Origin of the sequence: Runella aurantiaca, from assembly GCF_003339505.1 — a bacterium.
GTDB classification, from domain to species: Bacteria; Bacteroidota; Bacteroidia; order Cytophagales; family Spirosomataceae; genus Runella; species Runella aurantiaca.
Map to the genome: position 1 here is coordinate 34,053 of NZ_QPIW01000008.1, position 22,929 is coordinate 56,981.

Genomic DNA, 22,929 nt, shown 5'->3' on the forward strand with positions numbered 1-22,929 from the left:
CATGAATAAAATTGGATTTAATGTGCTGGCTTGGTCGGCTGGAATGTCAGAAGAATTATTCCCCATTATTGAGCGATTAAAAAAAGTTGGTTACGACGGGGTGGAGTTTTTTGTAGGCTCTCCCGAAGAAAGTGCGTATAAGCAGGTAGGTGATTTTACCCGTGGCTTGGGTTTGGAAACAACCACCGTTACCGTTGTAAGTCCTGACATGAATCCCATAAGCGACTCGGCCACGGTGCGTGCCAAGGGACTTGACCGCCTCAAATGGGCGATTGACCGTTCGCATGATTTGAATTCACGCGTTTTGTGCGGGCCTTTTCACTCAGCTCACGCCCATTTTGCGGCGCATGAGCCGTATGAGCAAGAATATGGCTGGGCGGCCGAAGTGCTGCACGCAGCAGGCGAACACGCCGCACAAGCCGATGTGGTGCTGGCGCTGGAAGCCCTCAACCGTTTTGAGTGCTATTTGTGCAACACCATGTCGCAGTTAGGTAAGTTGGTTGCGTTGGCCGATCATTCACACGTACGGGCCATGTTTGACACGCACCACGCCAATGTAGAAGAAAAGAAATATGGTCAGGCGCTCCAAACCATTTCGCCCGTGTTGAGCCATGTCCACATCAGCGAAAACGACCGAGGTACGCCCGGCGACGGACACATCCCTTGGGACGATGCCTTTGCGGGATTGGCGGCGATTAATTACAAAGGTTGGCTTACGATTGAGGCGTTTTCTCGCAATGACCCTGGTTTTGCCAATGCCATCAACGTGTGGAGAGAATACAACGATCCTTGGCACATCGCCGAGCATGGTCTGAAGTTTATTCAACAAATGTGTATCAAACACAATCTGTGATTTTGATGAGCCTCTGACCCTTATTTCTACACTTTTATGAAAAACAGAAAGCATTTAATACTGTTGTTCAGTATTGTTTTTTTTGCTGTCGGCTTTACTCGCGCTCAAAAAACAGCATTTCAGGATGAGGTAAACAAATATCGCATTGTTTACAAAGGCGAAAAAGGCCCCGGACGCGGAAAAAACATCGTTTTTATTACGTCTGACCACGAGTACCGGAGCGAAGAATCTTTGCCAGCACTGGCCCGAATTTTGGCCAAGCGCTACGGATTTACATGCACGGTGGTTTTTGGCCTCGACGATAACGGCTTTATTCTGCCAGGCAGTTCCAATCTAAAAGGACTGGATGTATTGGATAAAGCGGATTTGATGGTGCTCTTTACCCGCTTCTCCAACTTCGGGGACGAAGAAATGCAACATTTCGATAAATACATCCGGCGCGGCGGTCCTATTGTTGCTTTTCGTACCGCCACGCACGCTTTTAGTAATAAAGGAAATGCCAAATGGGGGCATTATTCGTGGGATTATAAAGGCGAAAAAAGTGAGTGGAAAGATGGTTTTGGTGAGTTAGTATTGGGTGAAACTTGGGTTTCGCACTATGGCACCAACCACAAACAGGCCTCGAAACTGATTCTTGAAGAAGCGCAAAAAGAACACCCAATTTTGCGGGGCGTGAAAGACATGCTGGCGCAATCGGGCGGCTATACGGCTTATCCGAAAAACGCCACGGTGATTGCACGCGGACAAGTCCTGAACGGCATGACGGCCGATGCGGAGCCAGACAAAACCAAAGAGCTGCTACCTGTGGCGTGGGTACGTACTTATTCCATCGACTCAGGGCCGTCGGGGCGGGTTTTTGCCACTACCCACGGTGCTTCGGAAGATTTATTGAGCGAAGGTTTTCGGCGTATGGCCCTAAATGCTGCTTTTTGGTCGCTGGGCATGGAAAAACAAATCAAAGCCAACAATAATATTGATTTTGTGGGGCCGTACAAGCCAACCACGTTCAATTTCAATGGGTATAAAGCCAACGTCAAGCCTGCCGATTTGGCGGGCTGGGAGTCGTTGATTATGCCCGGCGAAGTCGTAAAGAAGAAATAAAATCACATCATTTAGTTACTAAAAGTATTACAACGAATATGTCAGAAAAACTTCCTTTTCGCTTTGGTTCAGAGGTGTATACCTGGTTTATGAGCGGCAATGGCACTACGCACCAGGGGCGCTTGGGCCACATGATTGAAATCATTGCTCAGGCGGGCTTCACGGGGATTCAGCCCATTTTTACGTGGATGGGCGAGCTAGTTGACCCCGACCGCTTGGAAGCTAAATTGAAAGAACAGGGTATCGAATTGGCTGCCGTAGCCTTGGCGCTGGAATGGAACGGAACTGAAGAAACCCACAACGAACGTCTGATTGCCAACAATGCCATCAGTTTGTTGGAGCGTTTTCCGGGAGCAATGCTCAACACTGTCCAAATCCCTACGGGGCGGCATGATTTGGAGGCGCGTCGTCGCAGTTTGGTCAATATCGTAAATACGGTTTCGGCCCGAGCCAGAGAGAAAGGTGTGCCTTGTAGTTTTCACCCAAATTCTCCGCATACCTCTATTATTCGCACCGAAGAAGATTATAAAGTGGTACTGGAGTCGTTGGATACGACCGTGACGGGCTGGACGCCCGACGTGGGCCACATCATCAACGGCGGTATGGACCCGCTCGAAAAGATGAAAGAGTATGCATCCTTAATCAATCACGTGCATTACAAAGACTGGGATGGCAATCCTGAATTTGCGTTGATGGGCAAAGGAAAAGTGGATTTGTTATCCATTACCCAATGGTTGAAAGATACCAATTACGGCGGTTGGATTATCTGTGAAGACGAGGGCGTTGAGGCGCTGGAAGATCCCGACTTTGTGACTTTACACGATGGACGTTGGATTCAGAATGAATTAATTCCGGGTTTAAAATAGCCAATTTGTTATGCCTTTTGTTCAGACCAACGGAATCAATTTTTACTACGCAGAACGCGGCCCAAGTTCGGCCGAGCCGCTTCTGCTCATCATGGGAATCACAGCCCCGGGTGGTGTGTGGGAGCCCCATGCGTCGTATTGGCAAAATGATTTTCGGTGCATTATTGGTGATAATCGAGGTGTGGGCCAGTCGGATAAACCGGCGGGACCGTATTCTACGGAGCAGATGGCCGATGATTATGCGGGGCTGTTGGATGCCCTTCAACTGGAAAATGTTCGCGTTGTGGGTTGCTCCATGGGGAGCACCATTGCGCAGCAGTTGGCAATTCGCCACCCTAAAAAAGTGCGCTCGTTGGTGTTGATGTGTCCTTGGGCGCGTTGCGACAATGCCGCCAAAGCGATTTTTCAGCACATGACGCACTGTAAAGCACGATTTAGGCCCGAAGAATTCAGCTTGTACATTCAACAATTGATTTATTCCAAAGCCTCTTGGGACAACGAGCAAACAGCGGCTGACTTGGAAGCAGGCCGCAATCAAGCCGCAATCGACCCGTTTCCTCAGCCCCTTCACGGATTGGAAGGACAGGCGGCGGCGTGTATCGCGCACAACGCCTTGGCGGAGCTCCCCAGCCTAACCCAGCCAGCGCTCATCATTGGGGGCAAGGAAGATATTTTTACGCCCGTATGGATGGCCAACGAAGTGGCGGGTGCCATCCCGAACTCCGATTTATTTCTGTACGAAAAGGCAGGCCATATTTTTCATTTTGAGCAATTGGAAGACTTTAATCCAAGGGTCAAAAATTGGTTGTTGGCCCACTGATGGGATAAATAAAAGCATAATTTTTAAGCAAAAAATACATTAAAAATAGGTTTTAAGGGGCTTTTGCCTTTTTTGACCGACGATGTGACTGACAATTGATTTTTATGGACGGTAAAGAAATAACAACTCAGCCCTGGACGAATAAACTATCGAATGCGGCACAATTGGGAGGGATTGAGACGTCCATCATCGACAATGGTCTGGGTAGAGGAACGCGCATTGCGTGGATAAATACGGGTACGGGACTGCGCTACAAAGTCGTTATTGACCGCGCCATGGACATCGCTGATGCATTCTATAATCAGCATAGTTTGGCGTGGTTGAGTCATGCAGGGGTCATGCCACCGCAACCCTTTTCAGGCAAGGGAATTGACTGGATTCGAACCTTTGGCGGTGGATTGATAACAACCTGTGGGCTGTCGCACGTGGGTGGGCCTGAGTCGGATGAATACGGTGAACGAGGATTACACGGCTTGGTGAGCAACATTCCCGCCGAAATAGAGTCCATCATCCAGCCCGACCCAGTGGCGGGCAAAATGGAGATGAGTATTACGGGAATTATCAAGCAAACGCAGGTCTTTGGGCCTATTTTGGAACTACGGAGAACCATTTCGGGAACCCTCGGCGAAGCGAAAATTCGCATCCATGATGAAGTGATAAACCGAGCCAATACCACCACCCCGCACATGATGCTGTACCATTGTAATTTGGGCTGGCCACTGGTAGACGAAGGTGCCGAAATTGTATGGGAAGGCGCATGGCAATCTCGCGATGGTAACCCCAATAATCCGATTTTCAGAGAAGGAAATGATTTCAAAACCTGCCCTGCCCCACTGGAAACGCACAATGGAGGCGGAGAAGAAGCCGCCTTTATTGACATTGACGCCGATGCTGAGGGTAGGTGCCATTGTGGAATACGTAACGCTGCCCTAGGCATTGAATTAGGGATACGTTTTCAGAAAAATCAACTGCCTTGGATGACCAATTGGCAACATTGGGGCAAAGGCGAATACGTGACGGGTATCGAGCCGGGCACCAACCCGCCCATCGGACAGGCAACGGCCAGAGCACAAAATACGCTCATTCAGTTGGCTCCCGGCGAACGCCGCACGTATGATTTGGAAATAGAGGTTTTGAGATTATAACCTGTCCCTGCAAATAAAATAATAACGAACAACAATCAACTATTAAATTGTGCACGAGCACTTTATACAGAAAATGGCAAATGTAAGTTTAGCAGCAAAAGCCTTAGAACAAGGAAAAGGGGTTTTACGCTTAGCCCCTACATGGGTACCACGCTCATTTTGCGTACCCGGACGAAGAATCAAATTACACCCTGACGATTATTACGTGTTGGGTGGCGTGCGCGGCGGTATCGACGAGCGTTGGCTGTCGTCAACCACGCCGGCTAAAAACGGTCCGTTGACGGGCGAGCACGAAGGCTTGAGCAAAGTGGTTTTTCAGGATGGAGATACAACCGAACAACTATTACTAAAAGATGTTATCGACGAGCTGAAAGGCGAAATCATCGGTGACCGCCTGTGGGATGAGTACAAAAGCTGGCCGATGTATTCTAAATTTTTTGATAACATGGGGCCCCTGCCTCACCACATTCACCATAACGACGAAAAGGCGGCTTTGGTAGGGCAAAATGGAAAACCCGAAGCCTATTATTTCCCTCCCCAACTCAACAACCACGGTGGTGATTTCCCCTATACCTTCTTCGGAATTACTCCGGGTACAACCAAAGAACAAATCAAGCAATGCTTGATGGACTTCAACAAAGGTGACAACAAAATTACCAATTTTTCGTCAGCTTATAAATTAGAACCAGGCACAGGCTGGGACGTGCCCCCAGGTATTTTGCACGCTCCAGGTAGCTTGTGCACCTACGAGCCACAAAAAGCATCCGATATTTTTGCAATGTATCAAAGCCTTGTCAATGAGGCAATTGTGCCAGAAGAATTACTTTGGAATGGCACGCCACAAGACAAGATAGGTGATTATGACGAGTTGGTTTCGGTGATTGACTGGGAAGCCAATGTTGATCCCAATTTTGCCGCCAACCACTTTATGATGCCTAAGCCCGTACGGCCGTTGGAAGATATGCAAGCCCAAGGATACGTAGAAAACTGGATTTGTTATAAATCCACCGCATACAGTGCCAAAGAACTCACCGTCATGCCCGGCGCCACCGTGACCATCAAAGACGCGGCCGCGTATGGCATCATTGTGATGCAAGGCCACGGTAAATTTGGCGTGTGGGACATCGAAACTCCGGCGTTGATTCGGTACGGACAATTGACCAACGATGAGTTCTTTGTGAGCGAAGCGGCGGCCAAAGAAGGGGTTGTTATCAGCAATCCATCGGCTACCGACCCAATCGTGATTCTGAAACACTTCGGTCCCAACAATCCTGATTTGGTACTTTAATACAAACCTAACCTCAGCAAGGTTTTGAGCCTCCAAACCTTGCCGAGGTTGACAGATATTCAGATAACACTTAACTATTAACCTTTAATACTTTTATCAACATGCCCGAAAATAATTATCCTAAACTCCACAATGCCACTTGGCCGGGTATTGTCGGAAAAGGCCCCGATTCAGAACCGCCGATTGCACTTGATACCATGCTGGAAATGACCGCTGCGGCGGAAGTGGGCGGCGTTAAATTTGACGGAGTTGACCTTGGACTTTTTGATCCTCATTACGACCTTGATATTTCGGACGATGGCATCAAACGGTTGGCCGATAAAGTAGCTGGACACGGCCTCGAAATCGGTAGTTTGGTGGCTCCTATTTGGGGTGGCCCCGCCATGGGGAGCAAAGAACAACGTGCCGAATTTGTAGAAATGGTGCGTAAAAGCTGTCATATCGGCCAAAAACTGCGCGAAATGGGCATTCGTCCCAACGGTATTGTGCGGATTGACTCGGCAAGCGGTACACACGCGTGGGCAGCTGACCCCGTTGGCAACTCCAAATTAATCGTCGAAACCTTTCAGGAAGCCTGTGATGTAGCCGCAGAATACGGCGAAAGACTCGCGGCTGAAGGTGAAATCTGCTGGGGCGGAATGCACAGCTGGAAATACATGCTCGAAACCCTCGAAGCCGTAGACCGCCCGAATATGGGCTTCCAAGCAGATATGTCGCACACTACGTTGTATCTGTTGGGCTACAATGCCCCCGAACACCGCATCCTTCCCGAAGATTTTCAGTGGGGCGACCGCGAAACGTTCTTAGACGGATTGAAGAAATTGACCGCAGCGCTTCGTCCTTGGACGATTGATTTCCACGTTGCTCAAAACGACGGAACCGTTCACGGAACAGGCTCACACGATAAAACGGGTCGCCACTGCTTGGCCACTGACCCCAACGGAAAGCTGGACGTAGTGCATGACGCAGGACTTTGGCTGCGCGACGAAAGCGGTGAACTCACCAAGGCCTTCAAGCACATTTGCTGGGATGGCTGTATGTTTGCCAACGAGGTGATGACCAAGCAACAAACTTGGAATGACATTCTGGCTACGATGATCAATGTGCGTAAGGCACACGGCTGGTACGAAGCATAAAAGATTTACAGACTTGGAAAGTTTTTGAAACTTTCCAAGTCTTCTTTCGAAACGTAGCTTTGTAATTTGTTAACCCTTAACAATTTAAAGAAAAATGGCACAAAAAAAACAAATACGCATTGGATTGGTAGGAACGGGTTTGATGGGCCGTACTCACTCCAACGGATATAACCGCATTGGCAATTTTTTCCCTGAATTAGAATATCATCCTGTATTGAAGGCCGTTTGCTCACGCAATGCCGAAAAAGTACAGGCATTTGCCGAGCAGTGGGGCTTCGAATCTTACGAAACGGATTGGAAAGCACTCGTGGCCCGTGATGATATTGACGCCATCGACATCTGTACGCCCAACGACAGCCACGCCGAAATCGCCTTGGCCGCTGCCGCTGCGGGTAAGATGATTCTGTGCGAAAAACCACTGGCGCGCACGCTGGCCGAAGGCGAAACGATGGTGGAAGCCGCCGAAAAAGCGGGCGTGAAAACCACCGTTTGGTACAACTACCGTCGCATACCCGCCGTGACGTTGGCGAAGCAAATCGTGGATTCGGGTAAGCTGGGCAAGATATTTCACTACCGCGCCAACTTCCTCCAAGACTGGACCATCAACGCCGACCTGCCGCAGGGCGGAACGGGCCTGTGGCGCATGGATGTGGATTCGGCGGGTTCGGGTGTAACGGGCGACTTATTGGCGCACTGTATTGATACAGCCATGTGGCTTAATGGTGCCATCACCGACGTATCGGCCATGACCGAGACCTTCGTAAAAGAGCGTATGCACCAATTGACGGGTAAAGTGCAGCCCGTGGGTATCGACGATGCCTGCCTTTTCCATTGCCATTTTGCCAACGGTTCCCTGGGCCTTTTTGAGTCTACGCGCTATGCTCGTGGCCACAAAGCCCTTTATACCTTTGAAATCAACGGCGAGCACGCTTCGATTCGCTGGGATTTGCACGACCTGAACCGCCTCGAGTATTTTGACCATAGCGATGAATCCATCGTACGCGGCTGGCGTTCCATCCATGTAACCGACGGCGACCAACCGTACATGAACCGTTGGTGGATTCCGGGTTGCGGCATCGGCTACGAGCACAGCTTTATCCATCAGGTGGCAGATTTCCTCAAAAGCCTCGAAACCGGCGAGCCTTGCGGCCCCACGTTCAGAGACGCGCTCCAAACCCAAAAAGTATGTGAAGCCGTTATTGATTCAGCCAATTCACGAAGCTGGAAAGATACCGGTGCGGAAGCGATTGGATAATTTTCATTGCCTTTTTATACACGAAGCGCGGGGCATTGCCTCGCGCTTTTTTGCTTTATTTATGCAATTGACAAGTTTTTTGGGAGCATGATTAAAAATGTACAAATTAGACTTGTTGTAATGGTGATTATTAGCTCGTTAGAACGGTAAAAGTTCTACAGACCTGCACAGATACCAATCGCTGATTCATACAAAAGTACTTTGTGGGTTCCGAAACCTCAATAGCATGTTCATCGTAGATCCGTTCCGAGGATTTTTTGCGATTAGCGTCCTTCTTCCATTCAGTCAACTTACCTTTTACAGGCTTCTTTTCAGGTATGTTAACTTTCAGCCAATCATAGCCATTTATACCTTGGCCTTAATCAACCCTTATCTGTAAATCGTTAAACCAAGGCTTATCAGCTGGATGGGTGTAATCATGCAACTTTCCTACCCAGTATTTACTCAAAAAATGAATGTAGGATCAAGACCAAAAGTTGTGGAGCAACTTGGATTAAGCATATAATTGGGTTAGCCGATACAGGAAGAATTCTACGTTTCTTACTCCTCTAACCTGTGCCCGAAAGGCTTTGATTTTGGCGTTGAAGGATTCGGCGGAAGCGTTAGTACTTCTATTATCAAAGTAATTAAGAATCGTCTCATAATGATTTTGGATGGACCTCGCCACCGTGTTGAAGGCTTTAAATCCTGACTGACGTACTTTCTCATGCCACTTGGCCAGTCGGGCCAATCCATACAGTTTATCGTTGGTATTCTCGAAAATATGGCTCAAAGCCATCGTTAACTCATAGGCTTTTTTCAAGTCAGGATAGCGCTCAAAAAGCAATTCGGCCCTTTGTTTTTGATTTTCTGTCCAATCCTTGGACTTCTTATAAAGTACGTACCGACTGCGAGCAAGCAGTTGTCTAATCGTATCTCCATTGGTCAGTACTTCTGGCTGATAGTCTGTTTGTGTGATTTTAGCTTGCTCTAAGGCCTCATTTTCAGCCTCTATTGCCTGCCATCGGTGTTGGATACGAAGTTCTTGCAGGGCATCCATCGCCAGTTTTTGAACATGAAAGCGGTCTGTGACTCTGGCCGCTTTAGGAAAACACCGTTTGGCAATCAGTTCCATATTACCCGCCATATCCAACGTTATCTCTTTTACTTTTTTGCGCTGACTTTCAGGGATTTTCCGAAGAATTTCAATAACTGTTTCCGCTTTGGTTCCTGCCACGGCAGCTACTATACTGCCTTTCCCACCCTTAGCGGCCTTATTAGTCAGAATCGTATAAAGCTCTCCATGCGATAGGCTTGTCTCATCAATGGATAAATGGCTACCCAAATTTTGAGGGTGTAGAAGCCATTGTTTGGCATGGAACTTTTGATCCCATTGCTTAAACCCACTTTGAAAATCTCTGTACTGACGCAATAAATTTTTACCGTTGACTCCGTAAAAACGCCCAATGGTTTGCGTATCATTCGGTGTCGTATCGATAAATCTGTTTTAAAAAAGCCGCGAACTCACCAGTCATTCGCGTCCCTTTCCCTACCTGTGTCCAGTCCCGTTGTTCTACTTTTCCTGTAGTAGTATTCAGCCAACGGCGGCGCTTTATATGAAGAAATACGCGTTTATCTCGAATGGGAAAGTCTTGAATGGTAATCTCAGGCAGAAAACCTTTCGATAATAAGTTCTTCCCGGATAGCTCTGATTCTTCATAATTCTTCTCTTGGAGATAAATATGAAGCACATTCGATACAGGTGCAACTTTGAGTAATTCGTAGTAGGATAAGATAAAATCAGGTAAGAGGTACTCTACTAAAGGCAGAAAACTTTCCAAAACAGATAGGGTTGATTAAAACACAAACCTAAAAAAATCCAACGCTCTCCACAAATTTTGGAATTGATCCTGTTTCAGTATAGTTTCAGTGAACAATCAAAAAAGGCTTGCAAGTATCTGTTAAACAGTAACTTACAAGCCTTTAAGAGTACCCAGGGCCGGAGTCGAACCGGCACGGGTGTGACCCCATTGGTGTTTGAGACCAACGCGTCTACCGATTCCGCCACCTGGGCATCTGATTGGAAACGGGACTGCAAAAGTAGCGTCTACAGATTAATATGCAAGTTTTTGGGTGATTTTTTTTGATAAAAATATCGTCACTCATAGCGTAATGCTTCTATAGGGTCTAAGCGTGAGGCTTTTATGGCTGGATAAATTCCTGAAATAATTCCGACAATGATGCAGACCAATATGCCCATAAACATCCAAAACCACGGAACAATAAAACTCGCATTTGCACTGATTAGCTTAGCAATCAAGTTTCCGATGCCGATTCCGAGGATTAAGCCGCCGATTCCGCCCAAAATACACACCACAATGGCTTCAATCAAAAATTGAATCCGTATGAGGCGCGGTGTAGCTCCCAACGATTTCCGAATCCCGATTTCGCGTGTACGCTCTGTTACTGATACCAGCATGATGTTCATTAAAGCAATGGCGGCACCCAATAACGTGATGATGCCGATACCAAATCCTCCCATGCGTAAATAGCCTGAAATATCGGCAAAATTCTTGGCCATGGCATCAGCGCTTTCTATTTCAAACGAATCAGCTTTGCCAATACGGTCTTTTCGAATACGGCGCATAATACCCCGCGCTTCTTCAATGATGAGCTCTTGTGCTTCGCCGCTGTTAACGGAGGTGGTGATGTCGAAGGTGAGCTGCTGATTGGCGGCCAGTGCCCTTCCGTTTTCCAGAGGTATTAACAGTGTGCGATCATCGCCGCCGCCGGTGAGCGAACCTTTTTTGTCAAGAACGCCCACAACGCGGTATTGATTGCCCCGAACAACCACCTCCTGATTGATAGGGTCAATTTTACCTTCAAATAGTTTCTGCGCAATTTCTGAACCGAGAATAACTACATTGAGACCGTTGTCTAAGTCGGTTTGCGAGAGGTTACGCCCGCCGATTAACTTATAGCCTTTGATGGTCAAATAATTTTCATCAATGCCTATAATGCGCGTGTTAGGATTGGTTTTTTGGGAGCGGAACTTTACCTGTGCCGCTCCGCCAACGTTTGAAGAAATGGAAACGGTGGCGTTATAGGTGTCTCTGATTTCACGCTTATATTGCTGAGCCTGACGGTAATTGATAGGTGGAAAGTCTTTTTCACTGCGGCCAGCTGAACGTCGGCGGAAAGGCCGAGGCCCCATGATGTCGAAGGTATTGGCCCCTAAATCTGCAAAACTGTTGTTGACGGAGCTTTGCATGCCATCAATAGCGGTCAAAATGCCTACCAAAGAGGTGATTCCAATGGCGATGATAAGGGCAGTCAGCACGGTTCGAAGCATGTTGGATTGAATCGAACGGAGGCCTTCGCGGATGTTTTCGAGGAGGTTCATTTTTTATAAGTCAAAAGTAGCAACGAGCACTAAAAAGCCAGCGGCAAAAAATATTTTCATGCAGGCTTCCGAATTACGGCTGCTCTCCACTTTTCTGCACGTTTTTTGTAGTATATTCGTTTATACAAAAGTCAACATCAAAAAGTAAATCCACAAACCGATGAAACGGTGCATCCTACCACTTATCATTTTTTTTGGCTTAGTTCAGGGAGCATGGGCTTCTAAAGTCTTTATTCCGATGGATGAAGCCCAAAAAAATCACTTGAAAGCTTACGGATTGGCCTATTGGGTACTCCGTTCGTACGATACAGAAATCGATTGGCTGCTCAATTACCGGGGCGGGAGTTTTATGCTGGATTGGAATCAGCGCGTAGTCAATGAGTTGGTCATCAGGGGGATAAGTTACGATGTTATCTCTGATGCACAAAGTGCGGCTATTTTAAACGAAGTGGCGCAGCCCGATGCAAATATGGACAACGTAAAACTCCATAAAGCACCCAAAGTGGCGGTCTATTCCCCCAAAACAAAACAACCTTGGGACGATGCCGTAACGCTCGTGATGACCTACGCCGAAATTCCCTACGAAATTGTGTACGATGACGATGTAATGCAGGGTAAACTAGCCGAATATGATTGGCTTCACCTGCACCACGAAGATTTTACGGGCCAATACGGAAAGTTTTTTCATTTCAGGGATTATCCTTGGTACCGTGCCCAAAAACGCGAAGCTGAAGATATTGCGGCCAAATGGGGCTTTTCAAAAGTGTCTAAACTCAAATTGGCTGTGGCCAAAAAAGTGCAAGAGTACGTGGCGGGTGGAGGGTATATGTTTGCCATGTGCAATGCCACTGATACATACGATGTGGCCTTAGCGGCCCAAAATACGGACATCGCCGATGTGCTTTACGACGGAGATGGGACTGACCCTGGAGCGCAGAAAAAACTGGATTTTACGCAAACATTTGCCTTCCAGAACTTTCAAGTGGTGACGAATCCGTACGAAATTGAATTTTCGACCGTCGACAGTCAACCCAATGACCGGGGCTTGACCGAGGCCAATGATTATTTTACGTTGTTTCAATTTTCGGCAAAGTGGGACCCCGTACCTACCATGCTGACCCAAAACCACCAGCAAATTATTAAAGGGTTTATGGGGCAGACAACGGCCTTTAAAAAGCAATTTATCAAGCCAGAGGTCATTATTTTGGCGGAAAATCGCGCGGCAAGTGAGGCCAGATACATTCACAGTACATTTGGCAAAGGTTTTTTCACCTTTTATGGCGGTCATGACCCCGAAGATTATCGTCACGAAATTAATGAGGAGCCGACTGACTTGAACCTTCATCCCAACTCGGCGGGCTACCGGTTGATCCTGAATAATATTCTGTTTCCAGCGGCCAAGAAGAAAAAACTGAAAACTTAGTAGGCAGTTTGCAGTAACCAGTTTATAGTAGGCAGTTTACCGTTATCAAAATTAAATTTTGCTGTAAGTTGCCTACCGTTTTTTTACTGTTTACTGCCAACTGCGGACTGCCTACTTTCTACCAAAAGCCATGCGCATTTTGATTTCTGTGAGTTTGCGCTTGGTGTCCAACGGAAAATCGCTTTTCATCATCCAATCATAATAAGCGGGTTCTTGCGTGAGCACGTCCACCACGCGTTTTCCGCTGTGTTTTCCGAAATTGATGATCTCTTCTCCTTTGGCATTAAAGGCCATGCGGTTGGCAAAATCAACGATTTTAGACGCCGTCAGATTGTGGAGGGCTTCCATATCGTTCTGAATCGGCTCATATAATTCGCCATTTTCATTTTTAATCTTAACGCCTTCGTAGCGGTCGATTTGTGCGCATAGTACCTCAAATGTGGCCATGGTATCGGCATAAGCGCTGTGGGCGTTTTGCAAATCCTTGTCACAATAAAATTTGTAGGCCGCCGCCAGATTGCGTGGCTCCATCATGTGGAAAATCCGTTGGGCATCCACGAGTTTCCGGTTCTTGATGTCAAAGTCTACGTCGGCCCGCAGAAATTCCTCCACCAGCATCGGCACATCAAAACGGTTGGAGTTGAACCCAGCCAAATCGCAGCCTGTCAGAAATTGTGCGAGTGTTTTGGCAAAGTTCTTGAACGTAGGGCAATCCTTTACATCTTCATCATAAATGCCATGAATCAGACTCGATTCAATTGGAATCGGGATACCCGGATTCACGCGAAAGGTCTTGCTTTCTATCTCACCGTTGAGCAAGGCTTTGACCACGCTGATTTCTACAATGCGGTCTTTTTGGATGTTGATACCAGTGGTTTCTAAGTCGAAAACCGCCAGAGGCTTTTTGAGTTTGAGGTTGTGTGCCATTCAAGAATTGGAATTGAACCGCAAAATTAGCATTTATTCCACTGGAATGCCCTCTTTTTCTGAGTAAGACGAAATATTGAACGTAATTCTGTCAAAGATTTCGATGTCTTTGTGTTCATAAATGACCTTGACTACAATCACTCTTTATCCATTAACCACCGAGAAACGGAGGAGTACAGAGTAAGTAAATTGCCTCCGTGTCTCTCCCTTTCTCAGTGGTTAAAAAAAACTGCCTCAAAACTTGGTTTTTATTTTTCTTTTACTCACATTTATAGTGTACTATTTATCTAGTACACTAATAAAAATAATATAGCCATGATACAATTCAATCATGTTCATTTTGGATACGGGTCTCAAAAGTTGTTTACAGAGCTCTCTTTGAACCTCGAAGCGGGGCATATTTACGGGCTTTTGGGCGAGAACGGTGCTGGCAAAACCACGCTTTTAAAAATGATTGCTGGTTTGGTCTTTCCTAAAGGCGGGACGGTGATTACGCTCGCCCACGAGCCGCGCAAACGGCAGCCTTCGCTGATGCAGCAGTTGTATTTTGTGGCCGAAGATGCGTTTGTGCCCGACACTACAGCCCGCCGGTTGGCGGATACCTACGGGGTATTCTATCCCTTATTTGACGATGCACAGTTTTTTAATTATCTCCAACAATTTGGGGTGAATCCCGACCAAAAACTGGAAAAGGTGTCTTTTGGGCAACGAAAAAAAGCCCTCATCAGCTTTGCCTTGGCCACTAATGTGCCGCTGCTGTTGATGGACGAGCCGACCAACGGCTTAGACATCCCGTCAAAAAGCACCTTTCGGAAGTTGGTGGCTGGGGCGGCTTCCGATGAGCGCTGTATTATTATTTCTACTCATCAAGTGCGTGATTTAGAAAGTTTGATTGATACGGTATTGGTGTTGCACAATGGCAAAATTAAGTACCGAGAAGACCTCAATGTACTCGCCGAAGAGAGTACTTCTCAGCCTGATTTAGAAGCATTGTTTCAGGATATAATTCAAAAATAATAGCCATGAACAACACATTTGACATTCGTCGTTTTGGGTGGTATGCCCGCAAAGAATTCCGTGAAAATTGGAAAGCGTATGCGTTGGGATTAGTAGCAGTGTTGGCTGTACTTGGGTATTTTATTTATCAGGAATGGGGGTATTTGCACAGCCCCTTTTTCGACAAAGGCGATTATAAAGTAAATATATTTCGTTCTTTGGCAATCATGATTGGGTTGATGACTTGGGTTGCCGGGAGTTATACGTTAAAAGCCTTTTCTGAACAAAATCGGGCGCTTGCGACTTTGACATTACCCGTTTCTTCCTTTGAGCAACTATTATATGCTTGGACAATGACTGTACCCTTTTCGATAGGTGTCTGTTATGTTCTTTGGAAAATTGCCTGGTCAATTGCATTGCCTTATTTTCTGAAGGATACCCCAGGCTTGGCGTTTGAAAAGGATTCTGTGTTTTTGGTCACAAATCCTTACTTTTCAGTTTTCTATTTAGGTGGTTCAGCTGCCTTTATGTGGGGTGCAGTTAGCCTTGGGCGGTTAAATTTCCTGAAAACATTGGGCATGTTAATTGGTATCATCCTTTTGATATTTGAGTGGGGGCAAGGCATGTTTTTTAAAGCCATTTTTCCAAATGCTTACGGGTTTCGCACCTCTGGTCCAGTTCCTTGGGTGAGACCTATCTTAACGATAGAGTCGACGAAAGGTATTTTTACCAACGACATTCATTCTTCATTTGAGGTTATACATCAATTTTGGTGGATACTGTGTGTGCCCTTATTGCTCTACGTTATCACCTTCCTGAAAATCAAAGAAAAAGAAGTTTAACAGCCATGAACAACACATTTGACATTCGGCGTTTTGGGTGGTATGCCCGTGTAGAATTCCGTGAAAATTGGAAATCGTATGCGCTTTTTCCGCTTATTATTTTAGTTATACAATTGGGGGCTATTTATCAGTTATGTGGGCCTTTACGTGATTATGCTTACTATAAACAACTCACAGGATATATGTTGCGTCCATATCCGTCGCTCTTACTTTCGGCTGGTATAACACTTTGGTTAGTAGGTAGTTTTAGCTTTCGATACCTTGCTACTCCTCAGAAATCTTTGTTTGCACTTACCTTGCCTGTTTCCGCATTTGAGCGTTTTTGCTTTGCATGGATTATTACCGTCCCTGTCAGCTTATTGTTGGTGTATTTATTTTGGCATTTCAGTTGGGGAATAGCGACTCCTATTATCAAAGTGGTATATCCAAAAGCATTTGTGGAATACAATAAATATTATGGCGTAGGTATTTATAGCTCGGTTTTTATTTTTGTTTATACCGCAGCTTTTATGCTTGGGGCAGTGGTTTTCGGACGATTTAGTTTACTTAAAACCTTGAGTTTCGTACTTGGAATAGGCGTGGTATTGTATTTTATAAAACTTAATTTACTACAGATACTTATTCCCGATACAACGAAAATGTTTTTTTCACTGGCTCCTTATTGGGGTACATTTTTAAATATTGAGACTGCTTCTGGGTTAAATCTTTGGCCCCGGTCTACGATGCAACTTCCGTATTTTGTTTGGTGGGTATACTGTTTGCCGATGGTCTTGTGGGTAATTACGTTTTTGAAACTCAAAGAAAAAGAAATTTAAGTATCATGAATTTTCATAATCAAACTGCCATCTATTTGCAAATCGCCGAGTACATAGGTGAGCAAATACTGGTGCAAAACTGGAAGCCTGATGATAAAGTGCCTTCAATCAGGGAGTTGGCGGTGCAGTTGGAGGTAAACCCCAATACTGTTCAGCGTACCTATGATTTTCTACAAACCCGTGAAGTGATTTATACGAAGCGTGGACTTGGTTACTTCGTCACGCCAGCCGCCGAACAGAACTATTTGGATTGGCGACGAGAGACTTTTATTCAAAACGAATTGCCGATTTTTTTCAAGCAGATGCGCTTGCTCAGAATGGATTTTGACGAACTCGAAAAAAGATACGAAGCTCTTTTGGCACAGTAATCTAAAACGCTGAAAACATGAAACTTTCCAACGGAATTCTCATCACTGCCCTCGTCGTTACGATTCTTTTACAGGTATTGCTTGTCTTTGGGTATGGTGAAGCGTATAAACTTGAATTGCTGAATCAATCTCGTATTCAGCCCTTTGGAGGTAATTTTGCCAACAATTTTTTTACAACAATTGTGACAGACAGAGTTGAATTTACGCTCCAAAACCACCCAACGCAGCAGGGATACAAAGTACGGTACAGCGACGAGGATGATATGAAGCTTATTGAATTCAGAGCGCAGAATGACACACTCTATATTACCAATCTGAAACGGACGATGAATGTGTCGTTTGACTTGTATTTTGTAAAAACTCCCAATATTATTTGCCGAAACAGTTCTGTAGTAATGAAGTCTGTTACTGCTGATACGTTAGATATAATGATTCGATCGCTAAGCTTTCTTTTTATGGAAGGATGCAACATACAGCAGCTTAAAGCAGAAGCACGAAATAAATCTAGCATTATGATTAAAGCTAGATCAACAATCAAGAATCTGGACCTAACGTTGAAAGATGAAGCAAAACTTTTTGAAGAAGAATCCCAGATTAGCAATGTCAACTACGGCGAAATTGGCGATAAAACGCATGTCAGCTTTAACGCAAGACCCTATAAATTGCGGAAATAAAAATTGATTTTACTTCACCTATTTTATAATGAAATTATCTAATATTCTGTTTGCAATTTTCTGCTCTGGCACATTGGCTGTGCAGGTACTGGTCAACTTAGGATTCAAAAAAGGCTACGAAGAACACCTTTTATTTGTCAAAAATCAGGTGTTTCCCATCAACGATTTTCCTCTTGAAAACATCAAAGTTGTCATTGCTAAAGGGGTTCGTTTTACGTTGTATCTCGCTAAAAATCAGCAAGGGTTCAAACAGGATGTTCGGCCTGAAGGGGTTACTTTTAAGGCCCAAGGGGATACACTTTTTATTTCTTCAAAAGACGGGAAATACCATGAGCGAAACTATTTTGAAACCTACTTTCACGATATACCAAACCTTATTCTTTTGAATGCCAACGCAAATATTATTGCCAATACTGAGGAAGAGTTAAACACGCGCATTGAAAAAAACAGTCAACTTTTGATAGAACAAAGCAGTTTTAGAAAAATCAATGCCGAAGTAAAGGATAAATCTACGCTGATTTTCAACGCTGATGCTACGGTAGATTTACTTGAAATGAAACTGAACGACAGCGCTGTTTTACGGGACAATAATGCCAAAATAACCAAGATTGTCCCAATCTACATTTCCGATAAAGCATCCTTGTCTCTTTCTGGAAAAGTGCTAAGAGCCTTGCATTCTCTGCCGTCCAACGCCTTTTGATTTACGCAAAGGCGCAGGGGCGCAAAGAACTAACCTGTACGGCCTTTTCCCCTTAGCGCCTTTGCGTGATTACTATATAATTTGCTGAAAAATTAGTACATTTCCTTCAAACTAAACCCTTTGACGGAAATGACCTTCGATTACATCATCATCGGTGCGGGCTCGGCGGGATGCGTGCTGGCCAATCGCCTTTCCGAAGACCCCGACAATCACGTATTGTTGCTGGAAGCGGGCGGGCCCGACAAAAAAATGGAAATCCATATTCCAGCCGCTTACTCTAAGCTGAACCGTACGAACGTGGATTGGGGCTTTGAGACGGAACCCCAGCCGCAGGTGTTGAACCGTAAGATGTACCTTCCAAGGGGCAAAACGCTGGGAGGAAGCAGTTCTACCAATGCCATGGCCTACGTGCGCGGCAACCGCGCTGATTATGACGAATGGGCTGCCTTAGGGAATCAAGGGTGGGACTATGACTCGGTGTTGCCTTATTTTAAAAAATCAGAACATAACGACCAAATTGATAATCAATATCATGGCAAAGGTGGCCCACTCAATGTGACCTACGCGCAGGTGTTTCGTACGCCCGTAGCCGATGCGTTTGTGAAAGCTTGTGTTGAAAAAGGTATTCCCGAAAATCATGATTGCAACGGGGCCGAACAAACAGGGGCGGGGTTGCTTCAGTTTACCATCAAAGAGCAAAAACGATGTAGTACGGCAGTGGCGTTTCTGCGGCCCATTTTGCACCGCCCTAACCTCAAAATCATTACGCAAGCGCATACCCTGCGGATTTTGATTGAAAACGACCGCGCAGTAGGGGTTGAATTTTTGACTGCCAAAAACACGACCGAAAAAGCCTATGCCGATAAAGAGGTTATTCTCTCGGCGGGGGCTTTTCAATCGCCGCAACTGTTGATGCTTTCTGGGATAGGCGAAAGCGAAGCCTTGATGCGCCACGGGATTGAAGTGAAAAAGAACCTGCCAGGCGTGGGCAAAAACCTTCAGGATCATTTGTTTACGGGCGTGAGTGCGCTTTCGACCGTGCCGACTGCCAACGATGCCCTCAAGCCCCTAAACCAAATCAAAGGTTTAATCAACTATTTGTTGTTTAAAAAAGGGCCGTTGACCATCAGTCCACTTGAAGCGGCTGCATTTATGAAAATCAATGATGGCACGGACCCTGTCGACTTACAACTTCATTTTGCCCCCGTCCACTTTGGAAACGACGGAAAAGCTGATTTTTACAACCCTGATACTTTTCCGCACGTAAGCGGCTATACGGTGTTGCCAACACTCCTAAAACCCAAAAGTATAGGATACGTAGGGCTTCGTTCGGCCAATCCCCTTGATGCACCGCTCATTGATCCACGGTTTTTGACCGCTGAAGAAGACTTGCATACGCTGTTAAAAGGAACCAAAAAAGCGTTGGAAATTATGGAAGCCACGGCCTTTGCGGGGTGTCGGAAAGAAATCATTCTGCCGCTTTATCGTAGTTCAGATGATGAATTGATATTACACATCAAAACCGTTTTGGAAACAGTATACCATCCCGTAGGAACTTGCAAAATGGGGTCGGACGAAATGGCTGTGGTAGACCCTCAGTTGCGGGTCAAAGGAATTGAAGGGCTTCGCGTGGCTGATGCGTCTATTATGCCACGCATCATTGCGGGAAATACCAACGCGACTTGCATCATGATTGGGGAAAAAGCCGCCGATATGATTTTGGGAACAAATGCGGTAAAAGGACGAACAATTATTGGTGAATTGAGGGATTAATGATTGAGACTTTCGCCAACTCGTTGTTTGCAATACTCCTAAAAACAGAAAAACCGCAAAGTTCTTTTGCGGTTTTTCTGTTTGATATTTTATAGCTTTCGGTTGAGAATGAAGGCTATGCGACGACTGCTTCGCGGGCCAATTCAACCAAATCTTTATCGTTTACTTCTTTTTTGATGTCTGCCACGTCAAGGAAACGCTTGTACAGCTCGTCCAATACGGGTTTTTCAAAGACAAAGCCCAACAATTCCAAACGGTGCTTGAGGGCATGACGGCCGCTGCGAGCGGTCAACACAATCATTGATTTGTCGACACCGACGTCGGTGGGACTCATGATTTCGTAGTTGAGCGTATGTTTCAGAAAACCATCTTGGTGAATACCCGACGAGTGCGCAAACGCATTACGTCCTACAATCGCTTTGTTTGCCTGCACGGGCATCCGCATCATTTTGGATACCATTTGGCTGGTAGGGTACAGCAATTGGGTGTTGATGCCCGTTTCGTAGCCCAATTCCTTGTGCACTTTAAGCGCCATAACTACTTCTTCGAGTGAAGTGTTGCCGGCGCGTTCCCCGATACCGTTCATGGTTACTTCCACCTGACGGGCCCCGTTCATCACACCTGCGAGGGTGTTGGCGGTGGCTAGACCAAGGTCATTGTGGCAGTGAATAGAGATGGTTGCCTGATGGGCGTTGGACGCGTGCTCAAAAATATATTTGATGCGCTCACCGTACTGGTGAGGCAAACAATACCCCGTTGTATCAGGAATATTGACTACCGTAGCACCTGCTTTGATGACCGATTCTACCAGATGAGCCAAAAACGCCAAATCGGCGCGGCCTGCATCTTCGCAGTAGAATTCTACGTCTTCTACGTAGCTCTTGGCGTGCTTTACGGCGGCAATTGCCTGCTCTACGATTTTTTCGCGGGTACTGTTAAATTTATGTTGAATGTGAATATCCGACGAGCCGAGTCCGGTGTGGATACGTTTGTACTTTGCGTAGGCGAGCGCTTCCCCAGCGGCATCAATATCACCTTTTACGGCGCGGGATAGGGCACAAATAACGGGTCCGCGAACGGCCTTTGAAATTTCTACGACTGAGCGAAAATCACCGGGGCTCGAAATCGGAAAACCCGCTTCGATTACGTCAACACCCAGCTTTTCGAGTTCCTTGGCGACAACAATCTTTTCATCGGTGGTCAATTGGCAGCCCGGCACTTGCTCGCCGTCGCGCAATGTAGTGTCGAAAATTTGAACTCTCTGGCTCATTGTTAGTAAAGAGGGATTGATTATTGAGTTGTACTTTTTGGGTTAAACTTCGCCAAAATTAATGTAATTTCATAAAAAACCCTTTCTCCTCCGAGAAAGGGTTTGTATTTCACAAAATACCCCCTTCTCACACCGTTTTGGTGAGTGGAAGTCGGTTGAGTGAAATAGTATATTTTATGATCATTTTGTGTTGCGAATTTTCGCTGAACGCGTATTTCTTCTACAAAAGTAGCGGAATAATTTTTTCATCCAAAAAGTTTTTGAAAAAATCTCCACTTGATTTATGGAAAAAAATACCCAAAAGTGCTGTTTTACTTTTCGATAGATTTATGATAAATAATTAGCTTTGCAGAGCACATGAAAAAAATCAGATGAAAAGTCATTTTTTGGGAATCCTTTATTTTGTGTTATGTATGCAAACTTCTTTTGCCCAAACAGCTGATTTTAATTGGCAAGGCCACCGTGGTAGTCGGGGGCTGATGCCCGAAAATACCATCCCTGCGTTTTTGAAAGCCCTTGATTTAAAGGTGAATACGCTTGAGTTAGATGTTGTTGTTTCCAAAGACCGCCAAGTAGTGGTCTCGCATGACCCGTACTTTCACCCCGATTTTTCTATTGATCCCTACGGAAAGCCCGTCCCGAAAGGGGAGAAAATAAATCTGTACGAGTTGAGCTATGATGAAATAAAGCGGTACGATGTGGGAAGCAACGGTAACCCGAATTTTCCGCAACAAACGAAGCTGAAAGTGTACAAGCCACTCCTACGCGAGATGATCGAGGCCGTTGAAACCTACCGAATCAAAAATAACCTGCCGCTGTTTTGGTATAATATTGAAATCAAAAGTGAAGAAAAAGAATACGATAAATCGCAGCCTCAACCAGCCGTTTTTTCGGATTTAGTGTACCACGAAATTATTAAATTGTTGCCCGCTGACCGAGTGATTTTGCAAAGTTTTGATTTCAATGTATTGAAGCATTGGAAGAAACAAATTGATGCCGGAGTTTATCAAAAAGTAACATTGGCCGCTTTGGTGAGCAATTTGAGGGGAATTGAAAAGAATTTGGAGGATCTGGGCTTTACGCCCGATGTATACAGTCCTTATTTTCAATTATTAAGCAAGGAAAAAGTACAGCAACTTCATGCGCTTGGTATGAAAGTAATTCCCTGGACCGTGAATACAACCGAAGAAATGAAGCGGATAAAAGCCATGGGCGTGGATGGAATTATTACGGATTATCCTGACCGGATTCCACACTGACAAACGGGATATATTTTGGGATGAGTTGCTGAAAAA

Annotated in this window: 22 protein-coding genes and 1 tRNA gene; 17 read left to right on the forward strand and 6 right to left on the reverse strand. The window is 45.7% G+C overall.

Translation table 11 applies throughout. The features are described from left to right. The first annotated feature begins 1 nt into the window (after window position 1). The 8 genes from DVG78_RS11705 to DVG78_RS11740 all read left to right on the forward strand — a co-directional run bounded on the left by DVG78_RS11705 (window position 2) and on the right by DVG78_RS11740 (window position 8,464). Window positions 2–853, forward strand: coding sequence for a sugar phosphate isomerase/epimerase family protein (locus tag DVG78_RS11705; RefSeq protein WP_114461266.1), 852 nt, complete (start codon window positions 2–4; stop codon window positions 851–853). Between the two features lie 36 nt (window positions 854–889). Continuing rightward, window positions 890–1,954 carry a ThuA domain-containing protein gene (locus DVG78_RS11710; RefSeq protein WP_114461267.1) on the forward strand — a complete coding sequence of 355 codons (1,065 nt, stop codon included), beginning with the start codon at window positions 890–892 and terminating at the stop codon, window positions 1,952–1,954. A gap of 38 nt (window positions 1,955–1,992) precedes the next feature. After that, on the forward strand, window positions 1,993–2,820 hold the full coding sequence (locus DVG78_RS11715) for a sugar phosphate isomerase/epimerase family protein (protein ID WP_114461268.1): 828 nt from the start codon (window positions 1,993–1,995) through the stop codon (window positions 2,818–2,820). A 10-nt stretch (window positions 2,821–2,830) separates the two neighbouring features. Then, window positions 2,831–3,640 (forward strand): alpha/beta fold hydrolase, encoded by an 810-nt coding sequence (locus tag DVG78_RS11720; protein WP_114461269.1) that lies wholly within the window; start codon window positions 2,831–2,833, stop codon window positions 3,638–3,640. A gap of 104 nt (window positions 3,641–3,744) precedes the next feature. Beyond that, complete coding sequence (locus DVG78_RS11725; protein ID WP_114461270.1) at window positions 3,745–4,785, forward strand: aldose 1-epimerase family protein; 1,041 nt, start codon at window positions 3,745–3,747, stop codon at window positions 4,783–4,785. A gap of 73 nt (window positions 4,786–4,858) precedes the next feature. Beyond that, on the forward strand, window positions 4,859–6,073 hold the full coding sequence (locus DVG78_RS11730) for a cupin domain-containing protein (RefSeq protein WP_114461271.1): 1,215 nt from the start codon (window positions 4,859–4,861) through the stop codon (window positions 6,071–6,073). A 101-nt stretch (window positions 6,074–6,174) separates the two neighbouring features. Beyond that, window positions 6,175–7,209 carry a sugar phosphate isomerase/epimerase family protein gene (locus tag DVG78_RS11735; RefSeq protein ID WP_114461272.1) on the forward strand — a complete coding sequence of 345 codons (1,035 nt, stop codon included), beginning with the start codon at window positions 6,175–6,177 and terminating at the stop codon, window positions 7,207–7,209. A 94-nt stretch (window positions 7,210–7,303) separates the two neighbouring features. Then, a complete protein-coding gene (locus DVG78_RS11740; RefSeq protein ID WP_114461273.1) occupies window positions 7,304–8,464 on the forward strand; it encodes a Gfo/Idh/MocA family protein in 1,161 nt (386 codons plus the stop codon). A 493-nt stretch (window positions 8,465–8,957) separates the two neighbouring features. Here DVG78_RS11740 and DVG78_RS11745 read toward each other — a convergent pair whose 3' ends face one another. The 4 genes from DVG78_RS11745 to DVG78_RS11760 all read right to left on the reverse strand — a co-directional run bounded on the left by DVG78_RS11745 (window position 8,958) and on the right by DVG78_RS11760 (window position 11,846). Further along, complete coding sequence (locus tag DVG78_RS11745; RefSeq protein ID WP_114461274.1) at window positions 8,958–9,941, reverse strand: ISAon1 family transposase; 984 nt, start codon at window positions 9,939–9,941, stop codon at window positions 8,958–8,960. Next, window positions 9,922–10,284: an ISAon1 family transposase N-terminal region protein gene (locus tag DVG78_RS11750; RefSeq protein WP_114461275.1), complete on the reverse strand. Its 363-nt coding sequence runs from the start codon at window positions 10,282–10,284 to the stop codon at window positions 9,922–9,924. Before DVG78_RS11750 ends, DVG78_RS11745 begins: the two co-directional genes overlap by 20 nt. A 149-nt stretch (window positions 10,285–10,433) precedes the next feature. Then, a tRNA-Leu gene (locus tag DVG78_RS11755) sits at window positions 10,434–10,517 on the reverse strand. Window positions 10,518–10,601: 84 nt separating this feature from the next. Beyond that, window positions 10,602–11,846 carry an ABC transporter permease gene (locus DVG78_RS11760; protein ID WP_114461276.1) on the reverse strand — a complete coding sequence of 415 codons (1,245 nt, stop codon included), beginning with the start codon at window positions 11,844–11,846 and terminating at the stop codon, window positions 10,602–10,604. 160 nt (window positions 11,847–12,006) lie between these two features. Here DVG78_RS11760 and DVG78_RS11765 point away from each other — a divergent pair, with 160 nt between their 5' ends. Beyond that, complete coding sequence (locus tag DVG78_RS11765; RefSeq protein ID WP_114461277.1) at window positions 12,007–13,269, forward strand: asparagine synthetase B; 1,263 nt, start codon at window positions 12,007–12,009, stop codon at window positions 13,267–13,269. A 111-nt stretch (window positions 13,270–13,380) separates the two neighbouring features. Here the strand turns inward: DVG78_RS11765 and DVG78_RS11770 are convergent, their stop codons facing one another. After that, on the reverse strand, window positions 13,381–14,196 hold the full coding sequence (locus DVG78_RS11770) for a 3'-5' exonuclease (protein WP_114461278.1): 816 nt from the start codon (window positions 14,194–14,196) through the stop codon (window positions 13,381–13,383). 315 nt (window positions 14,197–14,511) lie between these two features. Between DVG78_RS11770 and DVG78_RS11780 the strand changes: the two genes are divergently transcribed. The 7 genes from DVG78_RS11780 (at window position 14,512) to DVG78_RS11810 (ending at window position 20,364) form a co-directional block, all read left to right on the forward strand. After that, window positions 14,512–15,213: an ABC transporter ATP-binding protein gene (locus tag DVG78_RS11780; protein WP_114461279.1), complete on the forward strand. Its 702-nt coding sequence runs from the start codon at window positions 14,512–14,514 to the stop codon at window positions 15,211–15,213. 83 nt (window positions 15,214–15,296) lie between these two features. Next, window positions 15,297–16,034, forward strand: coding sequence for a hypothetical protein (locus DVG78_RS11785; protein WP_147277060.1), 738 nt, complete (start codon window positions 15,297–15,299; stop codon window positions 16,032–16,034). 5 nt (window positions 16,035–16,039) lie between these two features. Beyond that, on the forward strand, window positions 16,040–16,849 hold the full coding sequence (locus tag DVG78_RS11790) for a hypothetical protein (RefSeq protein WP_114461281.1): 810 nt from the start codon (window positions 16,040–16,042) through the stop codon (window positions 16,847–16,849). Window positions 16,850–16,854: 5 nt separating this feature from the next. Further along, window positions 16,855–17,217: a GntR family transcriptional regulator gene (locus tag DVG78_RS11795; protein ID WP_114461282.1), complete on the forward strand. Its 363-nt coding sequence runs from the start codon at window positions 16,855–16,857 to the stop codon at window positions 17,215–17,217. Window positions 17,218–17,234: 17 nt separating this feature from the next. Then, window positions 17,235–17,891: a hypothetical protein gene (locus DVG78_RS11800; RefSeq protein ID WP_114461283.1), complete on the forward strand. Its 657-nt coding sequence runs from the start codon at window positions 17,235–17,237 to the stop codon at window positions 17,889–17,891. Window positions 17,892–17,919: 28 nt separating this feature from the next. Further along, on the forward strand, window positions 17,920–18,591 hold the full coding sequence (locus DVG78_RS11805; protein WP_114461284.1) for a hypothetical protein: 672 nt from the start codon (window positions 17,920–17,922) through the stop codon (window positions 18,589–18,591). 129 nt (window positions 18,592–18,720) lie between these two features. Then, entirely contained in the window at window positions 18,721–20,364 is a 1,644-nt protein-coding gene (locus tag DVG78_RS11810; protein WP_114461285.1) for a GMC family oxidoreductase, read from the forward strand. Window positions 20,365–20,479: 115 nt separating this feature from the next. Here DVG78_RS11810 and DVG78_RS11815 read toward each other — a convergent pair whose 3' ends face one another. Beyond that, entirely contained in the window at window positions 20,480–21,634 is a 1,155-nt protein-coding gene (locus tag DVG78_RS11815) for a 2-isopropylmalate synthase (RefSeq protein WP_114461286.1), read from the reverse strand. A 413-nt stretch (window positions 21,635–22,047) separates the two neighbouring features. On the opposite strand from DVG78_RS11815, the gene DVG78_RS11820 reads away from it, so the two are divergent. After that, complete coding sequence (locus tag DVG78_RS11820) at window positions 22,048–22,893, forward strand: glycerophosphodiester phosphodiesterase family protein (protein WP_114461417.1); 846 nt, start codon at window positions 22,048–22,050, stop codon at window positions 22,891–22,893. The last annotated feature ends 36 nt before the right edge of the window (window positions 22,894–22,929 follow it).

What these genes read in the sequence shown, in the direction of transcription:
- DVG78_RS11720 (WP_114461269.1), top strand. Translation starts at nt 2,831, where the DNA reads ATGCCTTTTGTTCAGACCAACGGAATCAATTTTTACTACGCAGAACGC.
- DVG78_RS11815 (WP_114461286.1), bottom strand. Translation starts at nt 21,634, where the DNA reads ATGAGCCAGAGAGTTCAAATTTTCGACACTACATTGCGCGACGGCGAG.
- DVG78_RS11795 (WP_114461282.1), top strand. Translation starts at nt 16,855, where the DNA reads ATGAATTTTCATAATCAAACTGCCATCTATTTGCAAATCGCCGAGTAC.
- DVG78_RS11715 (WP_114461268.1), top strand. Translation starts at nt 1,993, where the DNA reads ATGTCAGAAAAACTTCCTTTTCGCTTTGGTTCAGAGGTGTATACCTGG.
- DVG78_RS11725 (WP_114461270.1), top strand. Translation starts at nt 3,745, where the DNA reads ATGGACGGTAAAGAAATAACAACTCAGCCCTGGACGAATAAACTATCG.
- DVG78_RS11710 (WP_114461267.1), top strand. Translation starts at nt 890, where the DNA reads ATGAAAAACAGAAAGCATTTAATACTGTTGTTCAGTATTGTTTTTTTT.
- DVG78_RS11820 (WP_114461417.1), top strand. Translation starts at nt 22,048, where the DNA reads ATGCAAACTTCTTTTGCCCAAACAGCTGATTTTAATTGGCAAGGCCAC.
- DVG78_RS11790 (WP_114461281.1), top strand. Translation starts at nt 16,040, where the DNA reads ATGAACAACACATTTGACATTCGGCGTTTTGGGTGGTATGCCCGTGTA.
- DVG78_RS11765 (WP_114461277.1), top strand. Translation starts at nt 12,007, where the DNA reads ATGAAACGGTGCATCCTACCACTTATCATTTTTTTTGGCTTAGTTCAG.
- DVG78_RS11800 (WP_114461283.1), top strand. Translation starts at nt 17,235, where the DNA reads ATGAAACTTTCCAACGGAATTCTCATCACTGCCCTCGTCGTTACGATT.
- DVG78_RS11780 (WP_114461279.1), top strand. Translation starts at nt 14,512, where the DNA reads ATGATACAATTCAATCATGTTCATTTTGGATACGGGTCTCAAAAGTTG.
- DVG78_RS11805 (WP_114461284.1), top strand. Translation starts at nt 17,920, where the DNA reads ATGAAATTATCTAATATTCTGTTTGCAATTTTCTGCTCTGGCACATTG.
- DVG78_RS11760 (WP_114461276.1), bottom strand. Translation starts at nt 11,846, where the DNA reads ATGAACCTCCTCGAAAACATCCGCGAAGGCCTCCGTTCGATTCAATCC.
- DVG78_RS11770 (WP_114461278.1), bottom strand. Translation starts at nt 14,196, where the DNA reads ATGGCACACAACCTCAAACTCAAAAAGCCTCTGGCGGTTTTCGACTTA.
- DVG78_RS11730 (WP_114461271.1), top strand. Translation starts at nt 4,859, where the DNA reads ATGGCAAATGTAAGTTTAGCAGCAAAAGCCTTAGAACAAGGAAAAGGG.
- DVG78_RS11705 (WP_114461266.1), top strand. Translation starts at nt 2, where the DNA reads ATGAATAAAATTGGATTTAATGTGCTGGCTTGGTCGGCTGGAATGTCA.
- DVG78_RS11735 (WP_114461272.1), top strand. Translation starts at nt 6,175, where the DNA reads ATGCCCGAAAATAATTATCCTAAACTCCACAATGCCACTTGGCCGGGT.
- DVG78_RS11810 (WP_114461285.1), top strand. Translation starts at nt 18,721, where the DNA reads ATGACCTTCGATTACATCATCATCGGTGCGGGCTCGGCGGGATGCGTG.
- DVG78_RS11740 (WP_114461273.1), top strand. Translation starts at nt 7,304, where the DNA reads ATGGCACAAAAAAAACAAATACGCATTGGATTGGTAGGAACGGGTTTG.